The sequence below is a fragment of the Rhodococcus sp. IC4_135 genome (genome assembly GCF_011602025.1).
In the GTDB taxonomy this organism is placed as follows: domain Bacteria; phylum Actinomycetota; class Actinomycetes; order Mycobacteriales; family Mycobacteriaceae; genus Rhodococcus_F; species Rhodococcus_F baikonurensis.
Genome location: NZ_JAAOLG010000062.1, coordinates 1 through 13,125, shown reverse-complemented (window position 1 = coordinate 13,125; position 13,125 = coordinate 1). Strand labels below are relative to the sequence as shown.

Annotated in this window: 10 protein-coding genes; 5 read left to right on the top strand and 5 right to left on the bottom strand. The window is 63.1% G+C overall.

The window, feature by feature from the left end; all coding sequences use genetic code 11:
• The 5 genes from G8767_RS34005 to G8767_RS33985 all read right to left on the bottom strand — a co-directional run.
• Window positions 1-696: hypothetical protein (locus G8767_RS34005; RefSeq protein ID WP_166814120.1), on the bottom strand; the 696-nt coding region annotated here is incomplete at its 3' end.
• Window positions 696-2,873, bottom strand: coding sequence for a hypothetical protein (locus G8767_RS34000; protein ID WP_052959852.1), 2,178 nt, complete (start codon window positions 2,871-2,873; stop codon window positions 696-698). The genes G8767_RS34000 and G8767_RS34005, both read right to left, overlap by 1 nt.
• A gap of 29 nt (window positions 2,874-2,902) precedes the next feature.
• Window positions 2,903-5,974, bottom strand: a complete 3,072-nt coding sequence (locus tag G8767_RS33995) for an ATP-binding protein (protein ID WP_047269874.1) — start codon at window positions 5,972-5,974, stop codon at window positions 2,903-2,905.
• Between the two features lie 3 nt (window positions 5,975-5,977).
• A complete protein-coding gene (locus G8767_RS33990; RefSeq protein ID WP_058228347.1) occupies window positions 5,978-6,391 on the bottom strand; it encodes a hypothetical protein in 414 nt (137 codons plus the stop codon).
• A 146-nt stretch (window positions 6,392-6,537) separates the two neighbouring features.
• Window positions 6,538-6,825 carry a hypothetical protein gene (locus G8767_RS33985; protein WP_141695846.1) on the bottom strand — a complete coding sequence of 96 codons (288 nt, stop codon included), beginning with the start codon at window positions 6,823-6,825 and terminating at the stop codon, window positions 6,538-6,540.
• Between the two features lie 558 nt (window positions 6,826-7,383).
• Here G8767_RS33985 and G8767_RS33980 point away from each other — a divergent pair.
• The 5 genes from G8767_RS33980 to G8767_RS33960 are packed head-to-tail and all read left to right on the top strand — an operon-like array spanning window position 7,384 to window position 12,909.
• The gene (locus tag G8767_RS33980; RefSeq protein ID WP_047269872.1) at window positions 7,384-8,058 is read left to right on the top strand and encodes a hypothetical protein; all 675 of its coding nucleotides are present in this window, start codon (window positions 7,384-7,386) and stop codon (window positions 8,056-8,058) included.
• Entirely contained in the window at window positions 8,055-9,812 is a 1,758-nt protein-coding gene (locus tag G8767_RS33975; RefSeq protein ID WP_052959848.1) for an FtsK/SpoIIIE domain-containing protein, read from the top strand. Before G8767_RS33980 ends, G8767_RS33975 begins: the two co-directional genes overlap by 4 nt.
• A gap of 50 nt (window positions 9,813-9,862) precedes the next feature.
• Window positions 9,863-10,213: a hypothetical protein gene (locus G8767_RS33970; RefSeq protein WP_047269871.1), complete on the top strand. Its 351-nt coding sequence runs from the start codon at window positions 9,863-9,865 to the stop codon at window positions 10,211-10,213.
• Window positions 10,213-11,664, top strand: a complete 1,452-nt coding sequence (locus G8767_RS33965) for a hypothetical protein (RefSeq protein WP_052959846.1) — start codon at window positions 10,213-10,215, stop codon at window positions 11,662-11,664. The genes G8767_RS33970 and G8767_RS33965 overlap by 1 nt, the downstream gene beginning before the upstream one ends.
• 21 nt (window positions 11,665-11,685) lie before the next feature.
• A complete protein-coding gene (locus G8767_RS33960; RefSeq protein WP_230691645.1) occupies window positions 11,686-12,909 on the top strand; it encodes an insoluble domain protein in 1,224 nt (407 codons plus the stop codon).
• The last annotated feature ends 216 nt before the right edge of the window (window positions 12,910-13,125 follow it).

Here is a 13,125-nt window from a genome sequence, read left to right as displayed (position 1 = left end):
AGGCGCAGCGGTGGGGGAGGGCGCCGGTTGAGTGGAGGTGGTGGCAGGTGTCGTCGGGGTCGTTGTTCGCGCTGTTGTGGTCGTCGGTGAGGGTGTTGTCGATCGCGGTGTGGTGATCGCGGCACCGGTTCCCAGAGTCGGCAAAGGTCCGTCTACTTGCCACGTGCCATCGTTGGCCGTGAGCCGAATCTTCAAAGTTCCAGCACTTGTGTCGACTTCGACAATGGCTGCGGCGCTGGTTGTTTCAGGCAACGTCCGAGTTGAACTCAGAATCGCGACGGGGGTTGTAGGCCGCGCTCCGGCGATGGAGTCGGTGACTCGTTCGGGGCGTGTGACACGGCTCAACGCCACAGCCCACTGAGTCGGGGATGCGGTGGTATCGAGGAAGGCGTGCGCGTAATACATTGCGGCACTGGCAGGGCTGCGCACGGCCGAGGTGATCGGCATCGCCACAACCTCCTTTTCAGTGACCTCCTTGCCTGCCTCCGAGGTCAGACTTGCGGAGATACTTCCGTCGGCATTGGGTTCGGCGACTGTTTCAGTGCCGGCGCCGTCGGTGCCCACGATGACTGTGACTAGCAGGCGGCCGAGAAAAACGACACCAAACAGGATCGCGACGCCTGCGGCGAGCCTGGCGGGGCTGCGCAACGTCCAGTTCCGGATCGCGGTGGTGATCGGATTCGCGCCGGCACTCATCAGCGCGCCCCGAGATCTCGGTTCGGCCGTTCGATCGTTGCTGTCGACGGCGCCGAACTTTCTTCCCGTAACCCTGCGCGGGGTAAATCGCTACCGGAGGGCCGCGTGGAATGAGATTCCGCAGCAGGGCGATTGATCCGCACCCACGGACGCGACGAGGACTCCGACGACTCGGAGGAAACGTGGTCGTCCGCGCTCGGCCGATACACCGTTGTCGGAGCGATCACGGCATGCGCGCCGCCGTCCCACCGGCTCGACTCCTGCCGAGGAATGAAGACCTCTCCGTCGCCGGTGTCGTGAACGTCGAACCCCTCGGAGAAACCGCCATCAGATTCATGCTTGCGCAGATCCGCAACACCGCCGTGACGATTGCCTTCCGCTCTGCCCGCAGTGAGATCGATACCAGGCAAACGGTTTCCGGACTCGGCCTTGTCCATCGACACGCCGCGGAGTCCCGCCAGTGCGCCGGATACCGCGGCGGGGTCGCCGCTGCGCAGAGCTGCCAGTTTCGCCATACGTGAGCGGTCGCGGTAGTCGTCTGTTCGTGCAGCCGACAGTGCGCGTCCTTCCTGGCGGATGATCGGTGACTTGTTGCCGCTGGTCATGTCGGACCATTGCCCGCCTGCCCGGTCAGCCACAGATTTGGTGCCCTTGCGGCCCAACTCGAGGGCGTGCTCGGCCAGGCCCATCGCGGGGTTGGCGACCATCGACGACGCGGTCAGCAGTTTCTGTTTCCAAGAACCGTTCTTGTGGCGGTCCATCATGCCGCCGATGGCGCCGTGCGAGGACTGAGTGATCGTCTGGGAGAGGCGCTTGAAGGGGCGCAGAACCATCCAGAAGACCATGGTGAGGATGACGAGGAACCACAGTCGCCACGTTCCGTCCACGGCAGCATTCGTGTAGAGCTTGATCAGGAACATCAAGTACACCGACATCAATACTGCTGCGGCGACAGCCCACAGGTAGATCCCGCCGAGAATGCGTCCGACACGGGCAAGGACTGACCCGGAAACTATGGCGATAGGAATCCAGACCGGGGCGGTGATGATCGCCAATCGCAGAGCGAGTAGCGCCGAGATTTTGAGGATCGAAGCGCCGATCCAGAGGATGGACGGCATCGACGTCTTGATCATCGACATGAGGCCGACAGAGACGCGACTGGATTCCTTTCCCTGAAAGGTGGAGTAGGACAGCCCTTTTCCGTCGAGTTCTTCGACGACTTCCTCGTACTTCTTCTTCTTGTCTTCGTCGATCTCCTTCTGAGCCGAGTTGTCGGCGCTGATGCGCTCCTGCTCGTCGTAGGTGTAGGCGAGGGAGGTACGCAGCTTCGGCCACAGTTCTTTAATGTTCTCCGGACTGGCGTTGCTGCCGAAGTAACCCTTCTGAATGTCCGGGAGAATGATCCGATCGGTGATCACCAAACGAGGATCGGTATCCAAACCGGCCGCTTCGAAGATCTGACCTTGCGTTTTCGTGATCAACGCATTGAACGTATCGTCACCGATTGCGATTGCTTTGGCCGGCGCACCGACCATCAACCCTCCGATTGCCAACGCTGCCGCGCCGACAGCCAGCTGTTTGGTCACCGCTGCTGCATCCCCTCGCAAAGCCCGATAGAGAATAATCACCCCTGCAACTCCCAATCCGATCCCGATCCACGGGCCGTAGACCGTGGGGCGAAGGGAATCCGATACCGCGAGAACGATCTTGTCGAATTCTGCGAGTGCGCCCTCGCGGCCGGTTCGTTCACCATCAGCGGTGGTGTTCGCTTGATCATCGAGCCAGAACGCAGCAGCGGCGAATGATTGACCGATGGAGAGGAATTGGTTTCCCAGATCGGTTTTGCTGCGCACCAGGGAGACGCCGGTGATGTCGTCGCCGCAGCCCAGATCGTAGACATGCCAGGACAGCCCCGCCCACCCATGACTTCCGTACCCGGTGCCGTTGAAGCCAGCAGTGTCCGCAGGCTTGTTTTCTGATGCGGAATCGAAGAACGCAGGAGCAGCTTCATTCGGAGACTGCGGCCCCGGAACTTCCTTGCACGAGAACCCCAGAGCATTCGCCGTAGCGGGGCCGGACAGGGCGCTCATCCCCACAAGAACCATCACAGCGAGCAGCTGGACCACGCGCTGCACCCAAGGTGCGCGGAATCCGGTCTTGCGGAGAGTGGTGAGCATCGAGAAGGTTCCTTCCCAGGATTGGGGGATCAGGCTGCGGTGGCGCGCGAGTTCAGCGCTTGTGCGACGTGGGCGATGTGAACGAAATTCGTCCAATTCGCCCGAACAAGTTCGATGTCGCCGCCCAGGCGCACCACATAGGTGCGGGCCTCGTCGGCCCCGGTTTTCGCGGCACGCTGTTTGCGGGCTTCGTTGACGCGTTTGTCGTAGGTGTCTTCGCGACCACCACCGAGCTGATTGGCCAGGATGGACTCGTACCCCTCGCCCTCCTCGAGGCCGAGGAGTTTGAGAGCGTCGGAGATCGCGCCCTCGTTCGATCCGAGTCGACCAATAATGATTTCGTCGGTGAGCTGACTCTGGTCCTGATCGTCTCCACCATCGGAGAGGCCGAGAAAATCTCCGGGAAGCTGGCTGCACACCAAAGCGCGGGTACGGAATTTGCGGGTATCGCGGCCGAGGCGTACGTAGAGAGTTCTGCCGGCGCCGGACTGTTTCAAATACTTGTTTTCGTCGAGGAACAGCAGCTTCGCCAACGAGCGGGGCTTGTCGTAGATCAGGCGTGTGGCAAGCCACGCCGCCAGGTGAATCAGAGGCCCAGCCAAGCGCTGACTGTCGGTCGCATGCGAACCAGATGCCTTGTCGTCGATCTGCAGGCCCGGCATCGTCAGGATCGTGAGACGTTCGTCGACGATCGAGTCGAACAGTTCGGCAGCGTCGTCGTCTCCCGCGGTCTCGGAGGCGAAAAGTACCCGAGCATCGCGCAGACGGGACATCGATCGCAGCATCGGGCCGATGCGGCCGGCGGCACTGCGGACCCCCTCGCTGACGATGGTCGTGTTCTCCGGTGCAGCCTTCTCGAACCCGTGTTCCTCGGCGCCGTAGACCTTGCCGGCAGCGATCGCGTCGATCGCGTCGATGACTTTTCTCAAGTGATTGGTGGGGGCTCCTCCGACAGCCGCCGCGGCCATACGGACTGCACTCTTGGCGTCGCGGTCGCTGCTGTCGTCCGAGTCCAACATCGAGATCAGAACCCATGATGCGAGCTGTACGCGTTCGGCATGTGCGGCGGCGAGATCATCCGCGTAGGCCGCCGCAGCGGCAGCGACAGGGTCCGAACTGTTGGAGTACTCCGGCTGCTGCGGATCGTAGATCTCGTCGTCCCGATTGGGTTCGGCGACGACTCGGTAGACGTTGAGAACACCAGGCTTTGCGCCGCGGCCGGTGAGTTCGTACACCCGGGTGAACGGTTTGAGCTCAGGGAGTTCGGCGAGCTTACGCAACGGTCCGGACGGATCGAGGATCACCGCGTGCACCCCAAGCCGCAACGCTTGGTACGTGATCATCCCCGCCAGGTGCGTCTTGCCGGCACCCTGAACGCCGACCAGAGGCGTCAAACCGCCCTTGTCGAAGAAGTCATGCGCGGCGAACAAATTCCACGCCACAGGTCGCACAGAGATCGACGCGGTCTCGCCGAGGATGATCCCTTCCTCGTCGCCGATACGGTCGGCGGCAGCACCCATTCCGGCCGACGCTGCCAGGACGGACATCTGCCTCTTGTGCGCAGTGTTCGCGAGCTTTTCACCCGGCATGAATTCTTTGAGCAAATGAAATTGGCCGTCTTCGACTTCGAGTTCGATATCGGGCCCGTACTTCTGGACGAGATTGGATACCCGGTCGCGTGTCTGCTGCGGCGAGGATCCCGTCACCGCGATCCGCCACCACCCGGACGCGCGCGTTGCCAGAGCGCCGCCGTTCGACATCTCGGTTTCGAGACGTCGGGACAACCCGTGCTGCGCGGCTAGCGCGTCCGGGGGCGTCTCGTCGTGTTCGACGGTGTAGTGCCGGTACTGGGACTCGATCGCGTTGCGCTGCTTGCGGATGGAATTGAGGGTCTCTTCGCGGGTGTGCAATGTCAGCCGCTCAGACCATTCGAGTGCGTATCCGAGCTGATCGCCGAGAAGTTGCCACGGCAACTTCTGCTCCGGAATCGGTAGCGCTGCCATACGGCCGACAGTCACGACCGTCACGTAGGAGCGATAGGTGCGTCCCGCGACAGTTCCTTCGACGACGGTGTGGCCGTCGCCGGGGGTGTACGTCATATCGGTCAAGTTGGACAGCGCCTGCAGATCCGGCAGCCCCCAACCCGACGGTGCCTGTCCGGCTGAGGATTCCGTCAACGGCATTCCGACAGCGGCGGATCGGCGCAGCAAGTAGTCGATGGCGGCGCTGTCTGCCGGAAGTGCCTCCACACCGGGGGAGAGCATCACGCGCTCGATTTCCTCGATGTGCTCGGCCGCAGCGTTCTGCTCAGCCAACAAGACCTGCTCAGACCACTTCGTCAGCTTGGAGCCGCCCGGTAGTCCTGAGCAGTTGTCCGCAACGGCAACGATCGCCCGCGCGGTCATCGAGCGCCGGGGGAGCTCTATGCCCCAGTAACGCCGTTTCCGCGTGGAGGCGGAGTCGAGCAAAGCCACCTGCTGCCCGACGAGGTACTCATCCCACGGGAGTGCGCCGGGAACATCAGGCAGGCGACCTTCGGCGAGGCCAGCATGTGCGCGGCCCCATTCGGTAACCGGCCACGGTTCACGCAGGGTACGGCGATGAATGCCGGTGACGCCTTTCGCTCGGAGTTCGGAAAGTACGAGGGCCTCGTCACGGATGAACCGGGACTGGTCGGCGAGTGGACGCATGGACCACGTTCCGGGAGCTTGTGTGAACCACACAGTGGCGGTGTCGTCGGTGATCGTGACGTTGCCCATCACAGCCCGAAGCCGCCACTTGGACGCTTTCTTCAACCGGGCGTTGCTGCCGCGCTCGGCAGCAGCATTGCTCGAATGAGCACCGCCGTTCTTACCCGATTTCTTGCCTTGCCGGCGACGACTCTTACGTGACTCCGCCTCCTCGACGGGACTCTCGAAGTAGTCGGGCTCAGCAAAGGCGGATTCCTCGCGGTATCCCGAATCCGAAGTGCGGGGCTCGGCAGTCTGCAACCCGGCCTCACGGGCAGCGCGTAGCCACGACTCAGGAATGACCGCGGGAGGCAAAGCGCCGGGAGGCGGAACGAGATCGGTCGGGTCGTACCGGCTACCGGAATAACTCATGTCTCACCTGTTCTTCTCGGTCGTGGTGGGGTGGGCGGAGGTAAGTCGTACGCGCGCAATTTGATCGGCGATCGATACGACCTGCGCAGAGGTCGGGGACTTCTTCGGAGAATTGGTCGCCGGACGAGGCGAGCGAAGGTCGTTGATCGCAGAGCGGGCCAGAGAGCCGAGGGTGCGTTCGGTTCCGAGTCGTTCAGTGAAACGTTTGGTGCCGTAGTACGTCAGCAGGCACATGCCCATCACGGTCCACCCGTTCGGGGGTAGTGAGAGCAGTCCGAACACGAGGATCCATGAGCCAATCGCAAGGAGACTGCCGATTCCTGCAGACTGATATCTGATCGGTTTCGGGAAAGCTCTCCCGGGCGGGCCGAGCCAGTGCTGATCTACCCGGTAAAGATCGTCGTCGGTCTCGATCACGGCAACACTCACCGTCGACGCTGGGCGACGGTGTACCAGATGTAGAACAGGATGGCGAAAGCGATGACGGCGCCGAAGATGATGGTCATGACGGACATGAAGATGATTCCTCTCGAAAAGTGTTGAGCGCGAAGAGCGAAGAGTGCTCACATGCCAGGGACGAACAGCTTCATGATCGATGTGCCCACGTTCATTGCGGCATCCGGATTCGCGGACAAGCCGAACCAGCCCAGTCCGATAACAGACAGTCCGGCGATGGTGATCACCGAAGACCATGAGGACTTGATCGCTTTCGACAGCAGCACGACCGCACTCACTCCGAGGATCGGCGGGACGACCTGCTGGCGGAGGAACGTTCCCACACCGCCGGTATCGATTCCCTCCTGCGCTAAGTAGTTCAGCTGCGCTGCAGCCTCGAACGTTGTGTGAAGCATGATCTCTCCCAAAGGGGCTCGCTGGATCGGAATGGTCGTGGCGTGAACGTTCGCACATGCCGAGAATCGGCACCAGGACGTTTCGCACGCGCTCGGGCGTGTCGCGCCTCGATGCAATTCGAAACCCCTATCCGGATCGGTATCTCTCAATGCCGCTGCCGATGAGGAGAATTCACCTGCCATTCGCGCCACCGAATCCGGCCATCCGATCGGCATCCCGTTCGGCACATGCTTTCGGCATGTGCGCCAGGGGAACCCGGGCCCCCACTCCCTTTGGGAGACGCCTCCCCCCTACGGGGGGAGGCGTGGTTGAGAAAAACGCCGCTCCGCCGAAGCCGAAATCGCTTCCGAAAATCGCATGCGAAATTCGCTTCCGAAAACCCCTCTCTGAGGGGTGATTTCAGACCCGTTTTCTGGACCTGAAAATGCTCCCGCTGCCGGCTCTCAGTCGCGACACGCCCGAGCGCGTGCGAAACGTCCTTGTCGGTTTCCGCCAGCCCGCGTTGACTGTCCCCACATCAGCACTCCCACAACACCGAAACGAGAAAGGATCCCGCGATGCCGTCGAACGATCCGGTAGGCGAATTCTTCCGAGACGTGTTCGGGAGCGATGGGACCTCCTCTGGCCCAAAGGAACCGAAACCTCGGGATCAGCCGATCGAGCAGAAGCTGACACGCTTCACGCCCTGCGTCATCGCAGTTCTCGTCGGCGCCGTGATCGCGTGGTGGGCGCCCACGCTGCTCACTGCCGATCAGGTCGCCGGCCAATGGCCGGAATCAGGACGCTGGGCGCAATGGCTGATCGACTTCCGTCCCCGCCTCGTTGTTGCGGTTGTCATCGCTGCCGTGATCGACGCCATCCGATTTCTCCGCTGGCGGCAACGCCGCATCCTCGCTGCCGTTGTTCGACAGACCACCGGCCACAACGCAACCCGCATCCAACTCAGCTGGCGTACCGGGTGGCACAGCACACACTCCGCGAAGATTCGAATTCCACTCGGATCGGTAGTCGACGAACTGCGCTTCACCAAGCTCGACACCGCGCTCAACGCACTGATCGTCGGAGAGCCCTACCCGCAACGAGTCCGGGCCAAGTTGCCGATCGTCACTCCCGCATTGCCGGAGCGATTCCTGCTTCGTCGGCCAATTGAGCCGAAGGAAGACGCAATACAGATCATCGACATCAGTCCCGAACTCAGCGCCCCGGGTGCTGTCCAGGAGATCGAGAAATGAACACTCGCAAAACGGCTGCCCGCCAATGGAAGTACAAGCCCGTATACCGTGCTGACACCGGCGCGCTCACCATTTCGCGTGAGCCTGTGGCACCGGACGGGCGCAGTGACCGCCATCGGCTGCTCGCTGACCTTCTCTCCGGTGGGAAAGCTCTCCAGGGCGTTACCGTCAAGGTCACGGCAATCTTCTCCAACGGTGCCGAAGCTGCCTACGAAATCGGTTACACCAGCACCCTGTCCACCGGACTGCAGGGCAACCGCGACAAGCTCAGCGACGCTCTCCTCGCAGCACTCGGAACACACGAGTCCGGCCAACTGTGGAAGATCTCTTGGGACCCGGACGAGCCCAAAATCAAAATTTCGCTACGCATGCCGCTCGGAACAATGCTCATGCATCACCTTCGAGTCCCGGTGTCCGAGCTTCCCGTCCCGCAGCTCGACCACCGTGGGATCGCTGAACGTCAGCAAATGGACTGGCCCACCAGCGATCCGAAGAGGATGGGTAAACGCCTGCACATTCCCTTCGCGTCCTGCGAAACCGACAACGGGACCGTCGATGCGTACTGGAACGTCTCCGACGACTCCGCCTCCCCACACATGCTCGTCGTCGGCCCCACCGGAGGCGGCAAGACCGTTCTCTTGACCACGGTCATCACCGAGCTGGTGCTGCGCGGTGTCCCTGTCATCGGCGTAGACCCCAAGCGCATCGAATTGCACCAATTCCTCGGATACCCCGGTGTCCCCGCGGTGGTATTCGATCCCATCCGAGCGGCGTACCTGATCTACGCGCTCTGGAAAGAGATGCACGCCCGCACCAAATACATGCAAGTCAATCGCCTCAGCGCGCGCACCATGCCGCCTCTGGTCGTGATCCTGGACGAATTTTTCATTCTCTCCGCAGCATGGAGCCAGCTCAAAGCGAGCGGCACCGACCAGGAGAAGGAAGCCATCAAGTTCACCAACCCCTTGGGGCGTATCGGTGAACTGGTGGCATTGGCCCGATCCGCAGGTATCCGCCTCGCCGTGGGGGTGCAGCGACCGGATGCTCATTTGTTCGGAAAGGACTCCGGAAGCGTCCGCGACAACTTCCAGACCCGAGCGGCGCTCGCCCGTCTGAGTGCTGACGGCGCTTACATGATGTGGGGCGACGGCAGTGTCGGCAACGACATCGACAAGAACATCCGAGGCCGCGCCACCGTCAGTGCACCCTCCGGTGACCCCGCGCTCGCGCAGGTGTGGTTTACCCCCACCATCGACGACCATCCCGCCGCCCGTAGTGGCCTGAGCAAGGACGAACTGAGCGCTGTCGAGAGCCTGCGCCCAGTCCGCGACACCCCCGTTTACTGCTTTTCTGCGGAGTTGCCAGCCTTCATCGGAGAAGAACAACAACTCATCGACTCGATGGCCGACGACGTCCGCGAGCCCGTCGCTGTCACCGGCACTTCCTCGGTCTCGTCGATCGTCGACCAGATCGACGACGCGCTCCCCGCCCTCGCTCTCACCAAGGGCATGGAGATCGTCTACGACCTCTCCGATCCGGATGCCCGAGGAACCGTCCTGTCCGTCGAGACCGTCCGCCCCGTCATCCGCAGCAAAGAAGGCGCGATCACCGACGAAGGATTGGTGAAAGTGCAGGTGTCCGTCGAATCCGTCGGCAAGCACACCGAAGTCGTGGTTCTCGATTGCTCCGGAACCGACACCTTTTTCCTTGCTTCCGTCGACCTCGGCGCCACCAGAGGCGCGCACGACGACTGACCTGAACATCCACCATCAGCGCCGACTCGGCCTATCAGAAAGGTCCCATCATGGCAGTGCGAATCGAACGAGCAGTGATTCTCGACCCGGAACACATCAAGGCCATCCAGACCACGTTCAAAAACGAAGGCCCCGGCGACCCCGTCGTGCGCGCCTACCGCGAAGCGTTGCGTGCGACTGCCCCGAGCTGGCTGCCCAGCGTCAAGGAAGACACCAACACCGTCTCCCGCGGCCGTCTCGGCGAGCTGCTGGACGCTCTCGCCTCGCGCCGCGATCTCGTCGACTCGATCCCCGACGGCGATGCGAAAACCAAAGCATTCAGTGAACTCGACAAGCTGCACGACGAGATCACCGACATGGTCACCCAACTCGACGCCAACACAGGCGCCGGAGGCCAGTGATGTCCGCCCCGCAGATGACCGTCGCTATCGACGACGGAGGCCGCACAGCGACGGCGCATGTGCCGTCGCAGGCAACGACGATCGGCCTGCGAGGCGACTCCGAACAAGAACTCATGACCAGGGTCTTCACCCAAGCCACGGAGGAAGCGCGCACCGCCCGCCGGACCATCAGAGTCTCGGTCACCGGTGTCGATACCGCCCCGATGTACTTGGAAGTCGATCCCGACAACACCATGCGCACCGTCTCAGCGCCTCCGAGAGCGGAGCAACCAGACCGCACCAGCGTGGAGACACCCCGCCGGGATCAGCCTCGCCCACCCGTCAAACGAACCCCGGTGGTTCAGGTCTCTGCGAGCGACCCTGCCCCCAGTGAAGACCGGGGACAACAGGTGAACGCGGTGACTGAACCGGGAGTCGAGCACAACGGGCGTGCACCGCAGCCGACGCGGGAGTTCGACCGAGGCGGCAATGTCGGCCACAACAGCTGGGCGACAGAACCGGTACCCACCCTGCGGCCTCGCCCCGTCAGCTCGGCGCCTGCGAGTGCGGGACCAGGGGCGGAGGAACCAGCCCGCATCGGACTTCGAGGTCGCCTCAACGCGATCTTGAATCTGGGGCTGGCACCCAAAGCCGGGTCCGCGGAAACACGCCAACGCATCGCGGGAGCCACCGTCGCTCGCCCCATCCCCGGATTCTCGATCGTGACCGTGGCCAACACGAAAGGAGGCGCCGGTAAATCACCCATCGCCGCCGCACTGAACGAAGAGATCGCGACCTACCGTGGGCCCGGCAGTTCGGTCTGCGTCGACGTATCCGACGTCGGCGGCACGTTACCCAAACGCGCCGCGATCACCCCACCCGTCGGGCAAGACGTGAACGCGCTGATCGCCGCCGCCGCCGCCGCAAACGGCAACCTCGTCCCCGGCCGGCTCTCGCAGTACCTGACCCGGCAACCACGGGGCGGCGACATCCTCGCCGGCAGCTCCGGTGCTTCCGGGGCCGCGTTCAGCTACGACGACGCCGCCGAAATCGGGCGCATCCTGTCCGCACATCGCGAAATCCTCATCGCAGACACCGGGAATGTTTTTCTCTCCGGGGGCTGGAAATGGGCCACCGAAAATGCCGACGTTCTCCTCGTCCCAATGCCGCTACGCGAGGACATCGACCTCATCGACATGCTCACCCTGCTCACAGTCCGCCACGGGACAGCGATCCTGGACCGCACCATCGTTCTGATTACCGACGGTCCCGGCGATGCACCGGGCGTCGAAGTCCCCGAGGTCGAGAAGCTCAGGGATCTCGGTGTCCACAGATTCGCCCGGATGCCGTACGAGCCAAAGTTCGCATCCGGTGGTCCCATCGCCCTACCCCAACTGCTTCCCGCCACAGCCACGGCACTGACCGTTCTCGCCGCCATGGTCGTGGACCTCATCGCCCAACCCGCCCACTGATCAACTCCTCATTTCCCCTTCATGAAAGGCACCACCATGGACATCACCGCAGGTAACAGGTCCGCGCGCCGCGCCCAGCAGAAAGGCCGGCACCGCCGCCAGAGCGCCACCCGCCAGGGAACCGCAGCCCTCGTCGTCGCCGCAGCAGTCGCGGCCGGCATCGGCCTCGCGGCACCGGCAGGAGCTGAGCCGATCCAGGGCGGCGTCACCGGCGAAGGCATTCAGGGCGGCGTCAACGGCGGCGGTGCAACCGACCCCGAACCCGCCGTCACCGTGCCGGAGGCACAGCCGGAGCCGATCTACTGGGTGACGCCGCCCGCCGAATACCAGAACGTTCCGTCTCAGCCGTTGCCCAACTGGGATTACGATGCCGGCCAGTACACGGCCCCGGCCGACTACAGCGTCGCCCCGGTCGATTACGGCAACATTCACTTGCCCGGCCCCGTCGAGATCGTCGCGCCGATCATCGCCCCGAAAGCCATGGGCCGGATCGGGGACTTCGTTTTCGAGCAGAAGGACTGGATGAGCGATGCCGATCTCGAACGCACCAATAACACCTCGGGCGTCATCGAAAGCCAGGTCGCGACGTTCTACGCCTCGATCGGCATCCCGGTCGACCGTGCAAGCCGTATCGCCGGAGCGCAGCTCGCGGGTGGCGTGGGAGGGGCCTTGGCTGGTGCTGCTGCACTCGGTGTTCCTGCTGCCACGGTGGGCGGTTTGATCGGTGGAACTATCGGTGGCACAAGCGCTTTGGGATTGTTCAGCCCGGTTCTGACACCCATCGGCGCGGTGCCCGCGGGTGTTGTCGGCACTGCGGCCGGAACATTAACTGGCGCAGCGGTTTTGGGCCTTCCCGCCGCGGCGGTCGGCGCAGTCGGAGGCGGAATCGCGGGCGTTGCAGCCGCAACCGCCTACGGCGCAGGCGAATTGGGAGAACCTGTCGATGTCAGCGACCAGATTCCCGATGTTGATCAGCCTGCCGTGACGACCCAGACGCAGAACACACTCGACGAGTGGAGCAACTCGGGACCGATCGGTCAGGCTGTGGCCACCACCGTCCGCGACACCGTCGCCGCTGCACCGGCAATCGATGAGCAGGCACGCGACTTCGTCGCAGCCCAGCCCGGAGGCGAGCAGATCGTCGAGCAGGTGGACGCTGCGCTGACGGACTTCTTCACCAACGCCAGCCCCGGCCTCGCGTCGCAGCTGATCAGCGACGCAGTCGGCGCAGGCGTACCCGCGTAACTCCACCCAGTCAGACCAATTCAGGGCGGGTGGCACGTTGCCACCCGCCCTGAACGCTTCCTCCACCACCGCCAGAACCGGACTGACCACGAAAGACATCTCAGGAAGTTAACAGTCAAGCCGCGAGCACGAGAGGAGGTGGGAAGGCATGGGTTTCGTCGTAGGTTTGTCCGGTTTGCAGGCAGTGGTGGAGTTGTCCGAGGAATTTGTTGAACA